The sequence below is a fragment of the Bacillus sp. FJAT-45037 genome, assembly GCF_002797325.1.
Taxonomy (GTDB): Bacteria; Bacillota; Bacilli; order Bacillales; family Bacillaceae_D; genus Alkalihalophilus.
This window is the reverse complement of sequence record NZ_KZ454938.1, coordinates 1,165,011-1,181,197: the sequence shown is the minus strand read 5'-3', so window position 1 is coordinate 1,181,197 and position 16,187 is coordinate 1,165,011. Positions and strand designations below refer to the sequence as shown.

Below are 16,187 nucleotides of genomic sequence, written 5' to 3'. Positions count from 1 at the left end.
ACTCCTTAGAACTTACTTTGATCTTTATGAAGCTTCTTTTTTCTGACCGATTTTACTTTCCGTACCGTTTAGTAATCGTTGAATATTCTCACGATGACGCCAGAACGAAAGGACCGCTACGAATATTGTCAAAATAATATACATCGCAGGAATTTGATACGTCTCAAGTAGGAGGAACGCAAATATTGGTGTACAAAGTGCAAATAACAACGAACCGAGTGATACATACCGTGTAAGTAATATACTAATAATGGCTATGATTCCCGCGTACAAAGCAGGAAAGAATACGAGCGTTGCAATCACACCAATCGTTGTTGCTACACCCTTACCTCCACGAAATCCGAAATAGACTGGCCAATTATGTCCTAAAATAGCTGCTAATCCGGCAAATGCAGGGAAAATGCCCGATGCATCAGGCGCTAAAAAGATCCCAATCCAAACGGCAGCAATTCCCTTTACAATGTCTAAAGATAAGACAGTAATTGCAGGACCCACTCCTAACACACGTAATGTATTCGTTGCACCTGCATTTCCGCTTCCATGATGACGAATATCAACTTTTTTAATTTTTTTTGCAATTAAATAACTGAAGCTAATCGATCCAAGCAAATAACCAATTAAAATAACAATGAATAGTAAAAAAATATTCATAGTCTCCCCCAGTTCTAACTATGATCAGTCATTTTTCTTTCTTGCAATAATCTTAATTGGAGTTCCTTCAAATTCAAATGTCGCACGTAAGCGATTTTCTAAGAAACGTTCGTATGAGAAATGTAGTAACTCTGGCTCATTCACAAAGAATACAAATGCAGGTGGCTCAACCGCAACTTGAGTAACGTAATTAATACGTAGACGTTTTCCTTTGTCAGTAGGAGTTGGGTTCATCGCTACAGCGTCCATAATTAAATCATTCAAGACATTTGTCGGAACTCTTAAATTATGGTTTTGTGATACGCGCTTCACTGTTGGTAATACATGCTGTAAGCGTTGTTTAGTAATCGCTGATGTGAAAAGAATCGGTGCATAAGATAAGAATAAAAATTCATCACGGATCTTTCTCTCAAAGTTTATCATCGTCTTATCATCACGCTCAATAGCATCCCATTTATTCACAACGAGAATAATTCCTCGCCCTGCTTCATGAGCATAGCCTGCAATTTTCTTATCTTGCTCGATGATACCCTCTTCTGCATTGATGACAACAAGTACAACATTTGAACGCTCAATCGCTTTTAGGGCACGTAAGACACTGTATTTTTCTGTGGTCTCGTACACCTTTCCACGCTTACGCATACCCGCTGTATCAATTAAAACATAATCTTGTTCATCACGTGTAAATGGCGTATCAATTGCGTCACGAGTTGTTCCTGGAATATCACTTACAATCACTCGCTCTTCACCAAGCATGGCGTTGACTAATGAAGATTTACCTACGTTTGGTCGACCAATTAATGAAATACGAATCGTATCAGCATCATAATCGTCTTCTGATTTATCAGGGAAATGCTTAATAACCTCGTCCAATAAATCTCCTAATCCAAGACCGTGAGAACCTGAGATAGGAAACGGGCTCCCTATTCCAAGTGAATAAAATTCATAAAGAAGGTCGTGCATATCCGGATTATCCACTTTATTCACACCAAGAACAATTGGTTTTTTTGAACGGAACAAGATTTTAGCAACTTCTTGGTCTGCATTTGTAATGCCTTCACGTCCATTCACCATAAAGACAATGACATCCGCTTCTTCAATCGCAAGTTCTGCTTGTTGACGCATTTGGTTTAACAATGGTTCGTCAACAATCTCAATTCCGCCTGTATCAATTAAATTAAAATCGCGATCTAACCATTCTCCGTGTGAATAGATACGATCTCTAGTTATTCCTGGAATATCTTCGACAATCGCAACGCGTTCTCCTACTATTCTGTTAAAAATTGTGGACTTCCCAACATTCGGACGCCCCACAATGGCTACAACTGGTTTTGTCATATTTCTTCAACAACCTCTCTATGTATAATCAATCGTTCACTACTAAACGTCTCTTAAACATCTTTACGTTATAATTTTTTGTCTAAAACAGCGGTAATTAAACTCCACAACCTATTTATTTTACTAGATGTAGCGAATCTTGTCGACCCCATATGTAGAATCACTCTTTTGTAGCAGACAATTGTTCAGATATTTGCCTTTCATTTTTCTCCTGCAGCCAACGTTTTGTCGTCTTTGACATGTCATGAATGAACCAGCCCCCTGAAAGAATCACAGAAGAAAGAGCGATCACATCAAATAAATATAGGTGGCCGAAAGCATGCATCATAAATGTATCCCTTACTGTTAATCCATATAACAATTCTCCATGTAATAGTCCAGAAAGACTAATGATTACCCTCTTACTCCAATCCATTGATACTACTGAAGCCAAGACCACGACAATAGCCATAGACATCACTCTACCATCAATTAAGTGCACGACAGGATCATAAATTGATACAAGCTGAAACGTCGCGTATCCTGCAGCTACTAGTATGCTCGTACACAAAGTGAAAAGAAGAGTTTTCATGTTCATTTGGCAGAGAAATCCGTATAACACACTTAAAAAAAATAAATATCCAACACTTATTTCAATACTAAAGATTGAAATGTTGTGAGGCACTAAAATTAATAACAAAAGTATAAAAATAGCAACAACCGTTCTTTGTTTTGTTTTAGGCATAAAAAATGTAATGATACAAATAAAGATCCATCCGAACCAATAAAAATATACACCTTCCAACTCTCACACACCTCCCATACTTTCCTTCTAGTATCGACGCATCTAGTAAAAGTAAACCTCCCTCTACATAATTTTACGGATAATGGACACACTACAGTATCGTCAATAAAAGGAGGATTGAATATGGGTAAAGACCGTCAAGAACGTAAATTAAAACAAACACATCAGGTAGAATCCGACCGCGACCAAAGCTTATCAAACAAAGGAGCATCCAAACTCCAAAGCCCCCAACAAGCAAAAGAAAACCAAAGACCATAGGGACAGAAAAGCGGAGGCGACTGTTCTGGGATGCGGGAAAACTAGGAGAGCGATACGAAGTCGCTCTTTGACTTCGTTGGATTCACCGGTTTTCCCCGCAGCTCAAGGAGCCAAAGCTAGACAAGAAAAGCGGAGGCGACTGTTCTGGGATGCGGGAAAACTAGGAGAAGCCAAAATAAGTCGCTTTTTGACTTCTTTGGATTCACCGGTTTTCCCCGCAGCTCAAGGAGCCAAAGCTAGACAAGAAAAGCGGAGGGTGCCTTTCTAGAGGCGGGATGCAAATGTTCTGGCAGATGAAAAGCGCTCTTTGCTTTTCTGTCTGCCAGGTTATTTGTCCACGAGCCTCTGGCAACCAAAGCTAGACAGAAAAGCGGAGGCGACTGGTCTGGGTAGCGGGAAAACTAGGAGAGCGATACGAAGTCGCTCTTTGACTTCATTCGATTCACCGGTTTTCCCGCAACCCAAGGAGCCAAAGCTAGATAAGAAAAGCGGAAGCGACTCCTTTTTCCATTTTCTTGCTGCATTTGCGCGAAAACTCTCTTGTTTTGCGCGGTAACGATGAGATTTTGCTCGCAACAGTCGTAAGTTTGCGCAGAAACTACCGTTATTCGCGCGAAACCTCTTGAGTGGGCTAGACAAAACAAAAAAAGCTGGACCAGAGTCTTCCTCTGATTCAGCTTTTTAACGTTGAGCGTATTGATTTAAGTTGATTCCTCTTTGTGTACACCAATTCTGCGTGCGTCCACTTATAACAATCGGTACTTTTTGTAAATCAGCAATCGAGGGTGCGTTTAATGCCGTCATTAACATGATTAGATCTTCATGTATTTGCTTGATTTCATCAATCAATTGCTCTTGGCCAAAATCGGTTAAAATACGTAAAAAATGTCCCGCAAATCCAGTCGCACTTGCTCCAAGTGCAATAGATTTAGCAATGTCCAATGCTGATTGTAAGCCACCTGAGGAAATGATCGACATGGTTTTTGCACCATTTTTTGCTTCTAAAATTGAACTGGTTGTTTCAATTCCCCATTCATCAAAAAAGCTTAATTTGCGCGCACGTCGTTCGTTCTCAATTTTTGAAAAGTTCGTACCACCGTAGCCCCCGACATCAACGATTTCAATCCCGATATCAGCTAACTGTTTAGTCGTTTTCATGTTCATCCCATAGCCAACTTCTTTTACAATTAGAGGAACATCAACAGCTTCTCGAATAGACTCTATTCGTTTTAACGTATCGGTGAAATCTCGATCTCCTTCAGGCATAACGAGCTCTTGGATTACATTGACGTGAATCTGCATCGCAGAAGCTTCTAACATATCAATAGCATGTTTCGCTTGTTCAACGGTTGCTTCACTTCCTAAGTTAGCAAATACCACACCATCTTTATGAGTTTCTCTTACAATTTCATAACTCTTTCGTTCTTCTGGGTTTTTAATGGCTGCCATCTGAGAACCAACGGCCATACCAATTCCACATTCAGCGGCCACTTCCGCTAGTTGTTGATTAATTCGTTTCGTGCGATCTCCACCGCCACCAGTCATGGCATTGATAAAAATCGGCGAACTTAAAGAAAGTTCGCCGATTTTTGAAGATACATCCACCTCATTAATAGCTAGCTCAGGAATACTATTATGAACAAATTGGATGTCCTCAAAGCCATGAGTCCGTGATTGCCCGGTTGATAACGCATGATGAATATGATCTAGTTTTCTAGCTGCACGACTCATGATTATCACCTTAACTCATTATTTATATTTTTTTAGTTGATCACCGATCATGTCGCCTAATGAAAAGCCTCTAGGCTCTTCTTCTTTTTGCGCTGAATACGCAGCGTATTCAGCTTCATTGGTTTCTTCCTTTAGTAGTTCACGAATGCTTAAAGAAATACGTTTTTCATTTGCATTAACATCTAAAACCTTCGCTTCTACTGTCTCGCCTTCTGTCAACACTTCAGATGGGGTTCCGATATGACGGTTAGCGATCTGAGAGATGTGGACAAGACCCTCGACACCAGGTGCTACTTCAACAAAGGCTCCAAATGAAACTAAGCGTCTAACCGTCCCTTCGACAACATCTCCTGTTTTGATCTTACCAGCAACTTCTTCCCAAGGACCAGGTAATGTCTCCTTAATAGATAATGAAATTCGCTCACTATCTGCATCAACAGAAAGGATTTTCACCTTCACTTGATCACCTTCTGTTACAACGTCTGAAGGTGTTTCTACACGATGATGCGCTAGTTGTGAAATGTGAACCAACCCGTCAACGCCACCGACATCTACAAAAGCTCCGAACGTTGTTATTCGTTGAACTGTCCCTTCAACAATATCGCCTTGATGCAGCGATTCAAGAATTGATTTCTTTTTTGTTTGCACTTCTTTATCTAGAACCGCTCGCTGAGATAAAATTAATTTATTGTTTTCTTCGTCTATTTCTTCTACTTTCAAGCGAAGTTCACGACCTTTATAATCAGAGAAGTCCTCTACAAAGTGACGCTCCACTAAAGAGGCTGGAATAAATCCTCTCACCCCAAGGTCTACCACTAACCCGCCTTTCACTACTTCAGCGACTTTCGCGGTGATGACTTCGCCAGCTTCTTGATACTGACGTAATTCACTCCAAGCCTTTTCCGCTTGTACAGCACGTTTTGAAAGAATAAGCTCATCGTCTTCTAGTTTAAGAATTTTCATTTCCAATTCATCATCGACAGAAACCACATCACTAACTTTTTCTACATGCAGGCTAGAGAGTTCACTAATAGGAATGATACCGTCTATCTTGTATCCAATATCGACCATCGCTTGCTTATCTTCTACTTTTGTCACCTTACCTTTAATGACATCTCCTACAGCTAATGATTTCATTTCTGCTAATTCATTGTTCATTTCTTCTCCCATTGACATTTGCCTCCTTCAGTCTCCGCAAAATTGCGGTATGTAAACGTAATGTATAAAATGATCTTCCGCGAAAAGCAGATGAAACTAACAATTATTAAATCGTTTTGTGTGCTTCAATCAATTTTCCAATTTCGTCCATAATGACTTGAGTTGCCACATCTGCCGACACTCTCTCAGTTCTATGGTCTTCAAAATGAATCGGCTTTCCGTAAACGAGTTTAAGAGTATCTCCTCGTTTATACGTACCAATAATAGCGCATGGTATAACCGTTGCGTCAGAACGAAGTGCGAAGAAACCCGCACCCGCAAGTCCTTTACCTAGTTTGCCATCACGACTTCTTGTCCCTTCAGGAAAGAGCCCTAGCATCTGACCATCCTTAAGGTAGTTTATTCCTTTGCGCAATGCTTGTTTATCCCCCATCCCTCTTTTAACAGGGAATGCCCCAAGTCTAGGCAATAATTTTTTTAGAACAGGCTTTTCAAACAGTTCTTGTTTTGCCATATAATGAATAGGGCGCGTGATGTATGCTCCTAAAAGGGGTGGGTCAAAATTACTAATATGATTAGAACATAAAAGAACCCCACCTTCTTTAGGGATATTTTCTTCGCCAATAATCTCAACTTTAAATTTTGTTGAAAGATACATTCTAGAAATTTTCTGACCTATTTGATACAAGCCCATCTTAAGACGCACGCTCCTTCACTAAGTCAATAATCACCTGAACAACTTCCGGAATTGACTTAGAAGTTGAGTCAATCTCAACCGCGTCATCTGCTTGCTTCAATGGAGCAAAGTCACGCGTCGAATCTAATTGATCTCGACGAGCTATATCCTTCTTTAACTCTTCAAGGTTTGATGGGTATCCTTTGTTTACTTGTTCATCATGTCTTCTTTTCGCGCGTTCTTCGACAGAAGCTGTTAAGAACACTTTCACCTTCGCTTCAGGTAAAACATACGTGCCAATATCACGTCCATCTAGCACTGCATTTGTTCCCTTAGCGAGATTTCTCTGACGCTCAACCATTTCAATTCGGATGGATGGATGACTTGAAACAAGTGATACATGTTTATTTACTTCGTCCGTGCGAATTTCTTCTGTCACATCAGCCTGATTCACAAATACTTGCGCATGATGCTCAGTAGACTTTAAATCAATTCGAATATCAGTAAGAAGCGCAAACAAAGGGTTCTCATCTTCAAGGTTGATTTTCTTTTGTAACGCATAATAAGTCAGTGCACGATACATAGCTCCTGTGTCAATGTAAAGGAAATCTAATTGCTCTGCTACTAATTTTGCAACCGTACTTTTTCCTGCTCCAGCTGGACCATCGATAGCAATATTGATTACGTTATTCATTTTTCTACACCTCGACTGATCTTCCAAACAACTTTAACGCACTAAACAATAAAATTGCTTAAAAACTATCTTTTTTATATACATTTATCATATCATATTCAAGAATACTGGTCTAATACTAGCTGCCATGAAATTAGCCTCTATTTTTTCGTCTTAACACGAGTTGTCGTTCAAAACAAAAACGCACGATTTTATCTTGATCTTTCTGTTCTAGACCAATAAACTGAAGGGATGCTCTCATTTTGGCTTCTGGTCTAGGTTGATATGTCCTAACGATTTTACAGCGGGCTTTCACATACTGTTGCTCTCCTTTTTGCCTAGGTAAAACCATCGTTACGTCCACTTCCCCATTGTCAGGAATGGCTTTTTCTTTAGGAAGAAGGATCGCACATCCCCCACCACTTATATCAATTGATACCGTATTAAATGGTTCGTATTCTTCATCAACTGGGTGGACAGCAACATCGTTGGTTGCTTCTACTCGAACATAATTACGCCTTTGAATTCTATAATAGTTTTCTTTACCTGGGTCTTGAATAAGCAGAACTGGAATGGTATGCTTCTGTCTTCCCAACACCTCGGTATTAAATTCATAGACAACATCTTGACTGGAAATAAAAGACGCTTTCATTTTTGTTCCATCTAAAAGAAAGCTTGGCTTCCGTGTTTCTAAGTTGATTGGATAGTCAATAATATACGTATCGTTCACTATATCAACTAAACGACAGCGTAACTTGGTTGTTTTTTCTTTATTGCTCTCATCTTCTAGTTCCAATTGAATCGTTGTGCCTATTTCGATCATATAAAACCCTCCTGCACGTACTTCACTCTAGCATTCGCACTTTTATCATTAATTATCTCATGGAACGAAAAAAAGAAGAAGCAATATCTTGCTTCTTCTTAGAAAATTATGAGAAATCATACACGCGTTCCGCTTTTTCTAAACGGTCAACTTTTTCTTCCTCACCATCACTTGCATTTATGAAAATTCTAAAGGTGTCTTCGTTGATCGTTCCGAAAAATTCGTAACACAAAACCTCGTCACCTAATTCATTTTCAATAAGACCTAAATGATCTTCCATCACTTCCACTTTTGGATGAACACGTTCTAAAGCCTCATCTATCGTAATTTTCGGCTGATCGATATCACGTTCTTTATGGTGGATCAGATAATCTTTAGCTTCATAACTAATTACACTACCATCATCTAGTGCTACCTCAACCATCACAGAATCAGTGTATACACGCACATTGTCTTGCAGATAAACAAATTGGAACATCCCGATTGAATCATATTGCTTACTATCGACTAGTTGCATGTTGTCTATCCCATTTTCATTGAGAAACTTTTCAGCAATGTCTGATGCGTCATTTAAGCTGATGTTCTGTTCATTAATTTGGCGTTCTTGAAGGAACCAAATCGGATGCCCACCCTCTACGCTCATGTCCATATAATAGTGAGTTTCGTGGTCTGGGTCATCGACGACTATAGTATAAGCAGGATATACTAATCCTTTTCCTGTATCAGCCACATGTACCGCTGCTTGATCATTTAAATCTAAGTATTGACGGGCCACTTCTTCTGCTTCTTCTTTAGAGATTTTCTTTTGCCCGGATAGCGCTTTTTTTAATTCTCCGTTTAAATCTTCAATTGAAGTAAGACCTGCCCCCCACTCTACTTCACTGTAGCCTTCAATATTTTTGTTCATCACTTCTAAATTGTTCACAACAAGATTATCAGGTGGTTCTTCGCTTGTAGCTGCTTGCATTTCTTTATCAAGATCTAACCACTTCTGATCGTTTTTTAAAATATACGCTTGCGCCTCACGTAATTCTTCGCGAATATTATGAGAACGTTCATACAATGTTTCTAGAATCCCATATTCTTTCTCTGTTAGAGGTTGACTATCGAGATCTCGAATCGATGTTTGATACGAAAACTTGCCAATCTTATAAAGAAATTCTTCTGTTTCTCCTAACTGAAGTGAACTAAGTGGTAGTTGCGCTATTTCAGATTGAGCAAGACTCGTAATCCTCCATACTTCAGCTAGTGCTGGTGTTAACTGACGTTGCGTATTCATAGCAAGAGTTGTTCCAATCTCATCCTCAATTTGATCAATATGAAAGACTAAGTCATGGAAGGCTCTTTGATAGTTATTCTCAGCATTTAAAGCTAATATTTGTTTTTCATCCTTTTCCTGAAATCCCCAAAAACCTAAGGCGATGACAGCTACTCCTAATAAACCAATAATAATATTACGCACCATGTTTTCACCTCCAATAATTAGTGACAGAAAATATGTTTACCGATTTTTTTAATTTGAGGTCGAGACCAAATCCATCCTGATGTTGCGGTATCGGGATTAAAATAATACGTGGCATTACCTGATGGGTCTTGTCCATTTAATGCATCTAAAACCGCGCGTCTTGAGGTCTCATCTGGCTCCATCCAGATCTGTCCATCTGCTACAGCTGTAAATGCTCTCGGTTCGAAAATGACATCTGAGGCTGTGTTAGGGAATGTCGGACTATTGATCCGATTAATAATCACAGCTGCTACAGCTACTTGACCGACAAAAGGCTCTCCACGAGCTTCTCCATATACGGCTTGCGCCATTAATTGTAAGTCATTATCTGAATATCCTGGTGGTACATTATTTGCTTTTTCAATATTTGCATCATTATCTTGGTCTTCTGGTACTTCTTCATAAGGTACAGGCTCTTCTTCAGGGGCTTCTTCTGGTAATGGTGCTCCCTCTGGTGTTGGTACAGGTTGTTGGTCTACACCACCACCTTCTGCAGGTGGCTCGGTACCCTCTGTTGGTGCTTGCGGCTCTGCTGCAGGCGCTTGTGGGTCTGATGCCTTTTTACCTTCTGCCGCTGGGGGTACCTGATGCCCTTTACCTGACTTGCCACTTTTACTACCTTTCGGGCCTTTTTGAATCGTTTTTGGTGTCCCGCCGTAATGAGTAAATTTCCGTCCCTCATTCAAGGCTTTTTGTACAAATTCCTCATTGTAATCTGTTGATTTAGCTAACTTGTCCTTCATCTCAGGACCAACTAGACCATCAATATCTATCCCAAATTCATATTGATAGTTTCGGACAGCCCAGTACGTGCTCCATCCATATACCCCATCAATCTTCCCATTATAAAACCCGATATACTGCAAACGGGATTGGAGTTCAACAACATCATCTCCTGTAGCTCCTTGCTGAATGATTTGATCAGTGAAGGCTTGAGCTGGTGTGGAAATAAGTGTTGTCGCCATGATACACGCGATGACAAGTGTTAGCGTCATTTTACATATGAACAGATGACTCTTCATGCTGTGAATACCCTCCTTATGTTCTTTTGCTATCTGTTTTGCAAAAAAAGTAACTTACCTCACTACTTCTACAAGTATTGTTTGTACGCATCCAATTTTTATGCAAACTTGATTAGATTTCTTCTTATGAGTAAAAAGAGTGAATCGTGGAATTTCGTGGGCTAATGCTGAAGTCACTGGGCACAAAAAAAGAAACCAACTACGCAATAGAGCATAGTTGGTCTCTCGTAATAAAATATTTAAGCTAATACATTAAAATAACGTCCTTCAGGATGAGCAAAAACCATTGCTGTTACAGAAGCTTCTGGTTCCATCATGAAACCGTCTGTCAATTCAATTCCTATCTTTCTAGGAGACAGTAACTGAAATAGCTTCTCCTGGTCTTCAAGATTTGGGCAAGCAGGGTAACCAAACGAGACACGTACCCCCTGATATTTAGCTGAAAAACGATCAGCCATTGTAAAATCTGTCGGATCAGGGTACCCGCATTTATCTCTCATCTGCTGATGAACTCTTTCAGCAAACCCTTCTGCAATCTCTAAAGCTGTTGCTTGAATGATATGACTAAACAAATAATCGCCGTTATTTTTCGCTTCTTCGGCCAGTTGACGCACACCACTACCTGCTGTTACAGCTAAGAATCCTACATAGTCCATTTCCCCACTTTCTACAGGGCGGATATAGTCTGCTAAACATAAAAATGGCTCGTGCTTTTGCCTCGGAAAGTGGAAACGATTTATTTCTTGTTCTTGATTTGTTGGATCATAAATAATAATCTCGTCCCCATCTGATTGAGCAGGAAAGAATCGATACATCCCATTCGCTTGAATAATCCCTTCTTTTTTTACACGCTCTAACACTTCATCAACTTTTGCTTTCACGTTTAGAGTCCGTTCATCTTTCTCCTCTAGTAAACGACTCACTTTCCCTTGGATGCCCAAATGTCTCCCAAGCAGCATCTGCATATTAACATAAGGCTCAAGGTGTGACACCGCATAATCACGTAATACATGCTCCTTTAAATCTTCTGGTACAAAGATCTGACTGTTTGTAGCTACCTTCGAACGTGCAGGTTTTTCTAGTACTTGGACAGCTGTTTTCTGCTTTGTTTTCGGATCACTCTTCAGCGCTCGTTTTTCTGCTAATTCACGCTTCATTACTTCAATTTCATTCGGTTTAATAAGGCGATTTGCGAGATCAAGCCCATTCATCGCATCCTTTGCGTAAAGAACGACACCATCATATTCTGCTGCAATTTTCGTATCGGTGAATTTTCTTGTCAACGCTGCCCCACCTACTAATATTGGGATCGAAATATTTTGTTGACGCAGGTCTTGCGCGGTTAAAACCATTTGTTGAGCCGATTTCACAAGTAATCCAGATAAGCCAATCGCTTTAGGATTTTCTCTTTTAACCGCTTCTATTAATTCATTCGATGTGACTTTGATTCCTAAATTCACGATCTTAAATCCGTTATTTCCTAGAATGATCTCAACTAGATTCTTCCCTATATCGTGAACATCACCCTTGACAGTAGCTAAAAGAATTTTACCTTTACCATCTTCGTCTGCTTTTTTCTCCATGTATGGTTCAAGATAGGCAACTGACGCTTTCATTACTTCAGCACTTTGAAGCACTTCTGCGACAATAAGTTCATTGTTATTAAATAACCGCCCAACTTCGTCCATTCCATTCATAAGTGGACCGTTAATAATATTCAGAGGATCACTGTATGATTGTAACGCTTGTTCTAGATCCTTATTAAGTCCTTCTTTTGTTCCTTCAACGACATAAAAAGCTAACCGTTCCTCTAAGGTGAGTGATGATGTCTCAACTTTGCTTTCTTGTTTTTTTCCGCGATAGAGCGCTGTAAACTCGGCAAGATTTTCATCCGTTGTTTGAAACAAGAGTCGTTTGGCCAACTCTTTTTCCGAATCTGGGATCGACGCATAACGTTCTAGTTTTTCTGTGTTCACGATCGCATAATCGAGTCCGGCTTGTGTACAGTGATATAAATAGACAGCATTTAACACTTCTCGACCGACTGGTGGAAGTCCAAAAGAAACATTACTGACCCCTAAGATCGTCAAGCATTCAGGAAGCTCTTTCTTGATAAGCTTAATCCCTTCCACCGTTGCTTCTGCTGAACCGATGTATTGCGCATCTCCCGTTCCGACAGGGAAGACAAGGGGATCAAAAATAATATCACTCGGTTTTAGTCCGTATTTTCCAACGAGTAAATCATATGAGCGTTTCGCCACCTCTACTTTGCGAGCTGCAGTCACTGCCATTCCCTCTTCATCAATGGTGCCGACAACAACCGCCGCGCCGTAACGCTTAATTAGTGGAATAATACTTTCAAATCGCTCTTCCCCATCTTCTAAATTAATCGAATTAATGATCGCCTTACCTTGTGAATAGGTGAGGGCCTTTTCGATGACAGCTTCGTCAGTTGAATCAATCATCAACGGAACCTTGACCTTATTGACCACATGCAATAGAAACTGTTCCATGTCCTCAATTTCTTCTCGGTCAGGGTCAGCTAAGCAAATGTCAACTACATGAGCTCCTCGCTTTACTTGTGCTCGAGCAATTTCAGATGCTTTTTCGTACTTACCTTCTGATATTAACCGTTTAAATTTCCGAGATCCAATGACATTTGTTCGTTCCCCAACAAACAATGGGCGCATACTCTCATCATAAATGAGTGGTTCAATCCCAGAAACAGCATGAGCCTTGACCTCGGCTATTTGCCTAGGCTCATATCCTTGTACCGCTTCAACCATGGCTCGGATATGGTCTGGCGTCGTCCCGCAGCATCCGCCGACAATGTTTAACCAGCCTTTTTCTGCAAAACCCATCAATTTTTTTGTGAGCGAAGTAGGAGATTCATGATAATGCCCTTCTTCGTCTGGTAAACCAGCATTAGGATAACAGCTAACGTATGTAGAAGAAAGTTCAGATAAAGATCGAATGTGATCTCTCATAAATTCAGGTCCCGTCGCACAGTTTAGCCCCACCACTGTCGGTTTCATATGTTCAAGTGAAAGATAGAAAGCCTCAATGGTTTGCCCTGCAAGTGTCGTTCCCATAGGCTCAATCGTACCTGATACAAATAAAGGTACTTGGACATTCAACTCATCAAACGCTCTTTCGATTCCAACATATGCAGCTTTTACATTTCTCATATCTTGACTAGTCTCAAGAAGCAATAAGTCTGCGCCACCAACAAGAAGACCTCTTGCTTGTTCATGATAGGATTGAATTAATGTATCAAAAGTTGTTCCCCCCGTCACAGAAAGGGATTTCGTCGTTGGACCCATTGCACCTGCGACAAATCTAGGTTTGTTTGATGTTGTGAACTCTATGGCGACTTTTTTGGCAATTTCAACAGCAACACGGTTTAACTCTTCGGCTCGCTCTGAGAGGTCATAATCATCCAAGACAAGATCTGTCGCTCCGAAAGTATTTGTTTCAATAATATCTGCACCCGCTTCTAAATATGCACGGTGTATCGTTTCCACCACATGCGGTGCCGTGACGTTTAAATACTCATTACAGCCCTCATACTCTTCTCCACCAAAATCGTCCGCTGTGAGATTTGCTTGCTGAAGCATCGTGCCCATTGCACCATCTAGTACAAGGATTCTTCGCTCTAGTTGTTGTTCAAGTAATGATTTTGGCATGGTTCTGACTCTCCTTTTTCCTTCGGTTCGAGCGTGATTAGTTCATCCCAACTGAAGCTGTTGTTTTTTTATTAATGTATGTCGTCAATTCCCCAGTCATTTGATAACGTAAGAACGGGGTAATTAAATAAATTCCATTAAAATATTCACTCGCAGTATCAATTAATGATCTTGCAATGGCCAACCCTTCTTTTTCTGCGGCTTCTGGATCGACACAATTTGCCATAGCTTGACGAACAGAATCCGTTAATTTAATGCCCGGTACCTCATTATGAAGAAATTCTGCGTTTCTAGAACTAGTTAATGGCATAATTCCAACATAAATGGGCGTGTCTAAGTGTTTTGTTTCATGATAAAATGCTTCGATCTGTTCGGTACTGTACATAGGCTGAGTCATAAAGTAATCTGCACCACTTGTGATTTTTTTCTCCATCCGTTTAACTACCTTATCAAGATGACGAACATTCGGATTACAAGCAGCACCGACTGAAAAATTGGCTTTTTGACCTAAGTCTTGACCAGAGAATGAGATCCCTTCGTTAAATTGCTTGATTAATGAAATCAATTGAAAAGACGTCACATCATAAACTGAGGTTGCACCAGGAAAGTCTCCTACTTTTGTCGGGTCCCCCGTAACAGCGAGTACATCATTGATGCCAAGAGTGTGTAACCCCATCAAATGTGATTGCAACCCGATTAAGTTTCGATCACGGCATGTAACATGAACAAGCGGTCGAACATTCTCTTTTATTCGCGCTGCAAGAGCCATATTATCTACCCTTGGTGAAGCTAATGAATTATCCGCTAGTGTAACAGCATCGACCCCTGCTTCTTTTAATGCTTTAGCCCCTTTAATAAAACGTTCAGTATTTAATTTTTTTGGGGGGTCAAGTTCTACAATTACAGACCGCCTATGTTTAACCATCTCAGGTAAAGTGAGATCATAGCGGGGAAACTCCCTTACAGATGTTGATGTTTTGATTCTTTTTCTCACAAGCTTTTCAACTACAGGTTGACTTCGTTTCGCTACGTTTGCGAAAGCTTTTATATGCTCTGGTGTTGTTCCGCAACAGCCTCCAAGCAGTCTCACACCTTGGAGAATAAATTGCTCACCCATCGTTTCAAAATAATCTGGGTTGGTCTGGTAGACGAGCCTTCCATCCTCGTAATCTGGTAAACTAGCATTCGGGTAAGCAGACAAGTACGCTTTTTCTTGAAGTGGCACATTTTCAAGAGATCGTAACATATGAGATGGACCCATACGACAATTCGTTCCAACCACATTAGCTCCAGCAGCCACCATTTGCGCGAACGCGTCCTGTAATAAAATACCGCCATGCATAACCCCAATTTCATCCAAGGATACATTTGCAATAATCGGTAAATTCGATTTTTCTCTCGTTAACTTAATAACATCAATAATCTCCTCTAGATCAAAAAATGTTTCTAAAAGAACGCCGTCGATTTCTTCTGATAATAGTATTTCAACTTGTTCGTTTAGTGCTTGCCTCGCCTCTTCTTTTGACCAATCGACCTGACCAAACTTTCTCAACCCTCCGATTGTTCCGACAATAAAAGCTGCACTTCCACTTGCTTTTTTTGCTAATTGTACAGCGCTTCGGTTGATTTCATCCACCCGATCTGCTAACCCATGTTTTTCGAGCTTTAATCGATTGGCCGCATACGTATTTGTTTGTATAATCGTAGCCCCAGCACGAACGTACTGTTCATGAGCATCTATAATTCGAGCTGGATCGGAAAGGTTCAACTCTTCAAAACACTGATTGATTCCTTGATCGTATAATAGCGTTCCCATCGCACCGTCTCCGACTAAAATCTCTGTCTGTAGTCGTTTGAGTAGTGACATACTACCATCCCCTCTG

13 protein-coding genes are annotated in these 16,187 nt (G+C 40.4%); 1 reads left to right on the top strand and 12 read right to left on the bottom strand.

Annotated features, from left to right (window positions below):
• Positions 1-24: 24 nt before the first annotated feature.
• The 3 genes from plsY to CDZ88_RS06045 all read right to left on the bottom strand — a co-directional run bounded on the left by plsY (position 25) and on the right by CDZ88_RS06045 (position 2,773).
• Positions 25-651: a glycerol-3-phosphate 1-O-acyltransferase PlsY gene (gene plsY, locus CDZ88_RS06055; protein WP_100372688.1), complete on the bottom strand. Its 627-nt coding sequence runs from the start codon at positions 649-651 to the stop codon at positions 25-27.
• 24 nt (positions 652-675) lie between these two features.
• Positions 676-1,989, bottom strand: coding sequence for a ribosome biogenesis GTPase Der (gene der, locus CDZ88_RS06050; RefSeq protein ID WP_100372687.1), 1,314 nt, complete (start codon positions 1,987-1,989; stop codon positions 676-678).
• 160 nt (positions 1,990-2,149) lie between these two features.
• Positions 2,150-2,773: a YphA family membrane protein gene (locus tag CDZ88_RS06045; RefSeq protein ID WP_100372686.1), complete on the bottom strand. Its 624-nt coding sequence runs from the start codon at positions 2,771-2,773 to the stop codon at positions 2,150-2,152.
• 123 nt (positions 2,774-2,896) lie between these two features.
• Between CDZ88_RS06045 and CDZ88_RS06040 the strand changes: the two genes are divergently transcribed.
• A complete protein-coding gene (locus CDZ88_RS06040) occupies positions 2,897-3,031 on the top strand; it encodes a YpzI family protein (protein WP_100372685.1) in 135 nt (44 codons plus the stop codon).
• A 681-nt stretch (positions 3,032-3,712) separates the two neighbouring features.
• Here the strand turns inward: CDZ88_RS06040 and fni are convergent.
• The 9 genes from fni to CDZ88_RS05990 form a co-directional block, all read right to left on the bottom strand.
• The gene (gene fni, locus CDZ88_RS06030; protein WP_100372683.1) at positions 3,713-4,762 is read right to left on the bottom strand and encodes a type 2 isopentenyl-diphosphate Delta-isomerase; all 1,050 of its coding nucleotides are present in this window, start codon (positions 4,760-4,762) and stop codon (positions 3,713-3,715) included.
• A gap of 18 nt (positions 4,763-4,780) precedes the next feature.
• Complete coding sequence (rpsA, locus tag CDZ88_RS06025) at positions 4,781-5,932, bottom strand: 30S ribosomal protein S1 (protein WP_100372682.1); 1,152 nt, start codon at positions 5,930-5,932, stop codon at positions 4,781-4,783.
• Positions 5,933-6,026: 94 nt separating this feature from the next.
• On the bottom strand, positions 6,027-6,614 hold the full coding sequence (locus CDZ88_RS06020; RefSeq protein WP_100372681.1) for a lysophospholipid acyltransferase family protein: 588 nt from the start codon (positions 6,612-6,614) through the stop codon (positions 6,027-6,029).
• Between the two features lies 1 nt (position 6,615).
• Positions 6,616-7,290, bottom strand: coding sequence for a (d)CMP kinase (gene cmk / locus CDZ88_RS06015; protein ID WP_100372680.1), 675 nt, complete (start codon positions 7,288-7,290; stop codon positions 6,616-6,618).
• A gap of 133 nt (positions 7,291-7,423) precedes the next feature.
• Positions 7,424-8,092, bottom strand: a complete 669-nt coding sequence (locus tag CDZ88_RS06010) for a flagellar brake protein (protein ID WP_100372679.1) — start codon at positions 8,090-8,092, stop codon at positions 7,424-7,426.
• 106 nt (positions 8,093-8,198) lie between these two features.
• Positions 8,199-9,557, bottom strand: coding sequence for a germination protein YpeB (ypeB, locus tag CDZ88_RS06005; protein WP_100372678.1), 1,359 nt, complete (start codon positions 9,555-9,557; stop codon positions 8,199-8,201).
• A 17-nt stretch (positions 9,558-9,574) separates the two neighbouring features.
• Positions 9,575-10,618, bottom strand: a complete 1,044-nt coding sequence (locus tag CDZ88_RS06000; protein WP_100372677.1) for a cell wall hydrolase — start codon at positions 10,616-10,618, stop codon at positions 9,575-9,577.
• A gap of 239 nt (positions 10,619-10,857) precedes the next feature.
• Positions 10,858-14,304: a methionine synthase gene (gene metH, locus CDZ88_RS05995; protein ID WP_100372676.1), complete on the bottom strand. Its 3,447-nt coding sequence runs from the start codon at positions 14,302-14,304 to the stop codon at positions 10,858-10,860.
• A 37-nt stretch (positions 14,305-14,341) separates the two neighbouring features.
• A complete protein-coding gene (locus CDZ88_RS05990; protein WP_100372675.1) occupies positions 14,342-16,171 on the bottom strand; it encodes a bifunctional homocysteine S-methyltransferase/methylenetetrahydrofolate reductase in 1,830 nt (609 codons plus the stop codon).
• Positions 16,172-16,187: the final 16 nt, after the last annotated feature.

What these genes read in the sequence shown, in the direction of transcription:
- CDZ88_RS06000 (WP_100372677.1), bottom strand. Translation starts at nt 10,618, where the DNA reads ATGAAGAGTCATCTGTTCATATGTAAAATGACGCTAACACTTGTCATC.
- cmk (WP_100372680.1), bottom strand. Translation starts at nt 7,290, where the DNA reads ATGAATAACGTAATCAATATTGCTATCGATGGTCCAGCTGGAGCAGGA.
- der (WP_100372687.1), bottom strand. Translation starts at nt 1,989, where the DNA reads ATGACAAAACCAGTTGTAGCCATTGTGGGGCGTCCGAATGTTGGGAAG.
- CDZ88_RS05990 (WP_100372675.1), bottom strand. Translation starts at nt 16,171, where the DNA reads ATGTCACTACTCAAACGACTACAGACAGAGATTTTAGTCGGAGACGGT.
- CDZ88_RS06020 (WP_100372681.1), bottom strand. Translation starts at nt 6,614, where the DNA reads ATGGGCTTGTATCAAATAGGTCAGAAAATTTCTAGAATGTATCTTTCA.
- CDZ88_RS06010 (WP_100372679.1), bottom strand. Translation starts at nt 8,092, where the DNA reads ATGATCGAAATAGGCACAACGATTCAATTGGAACTAGAAGATGAGAGC.
- ypeB (WP_100372678.1), bottom strand. Translation starts at nt 9,557, where the DNA reads ATGGTGCGTAATATTATTATTGGTTTATTAGGAGTAGCTGTCATCGCC.
- CDZ88_RS06040 (WP_100372685.1), top strand. Translation starts at nt 2,897, where the DNA reads ATGGGTAAAGACCGTCAAGAACGTAAATTAAAACAAACACATCAGGTA.
- rpsA (WP_100372682.1), bottom strand. Translation starts at nt 5,932, where the DNA reads ATGGGAGAAGAAATGAACAATGAATTAGCAGAAATGAAATCATTAGCT.
- metH (WP_100372676.1), bottom strand. Translation starts at nt 14,304, where the DNA reads ATGCCAAAATCATTACTTGAACAACAACTAGAGCGAAGAATCCTTGTA.
- fni (WP_100372683.1), bottom strand. Translation starts at nt 4,762, where the DNA reads ATGAGTCGTGCAGCTAGAAAACTAGATCATATTCATCATGCGTTATCA.
- plsY (WP_100372688.1), bottom strand. Translation starts at nt 651, where the DNA reads ATGAATATTTTTTTACTATTCATTGTTATTTTAATTGGTTATTTGCTT.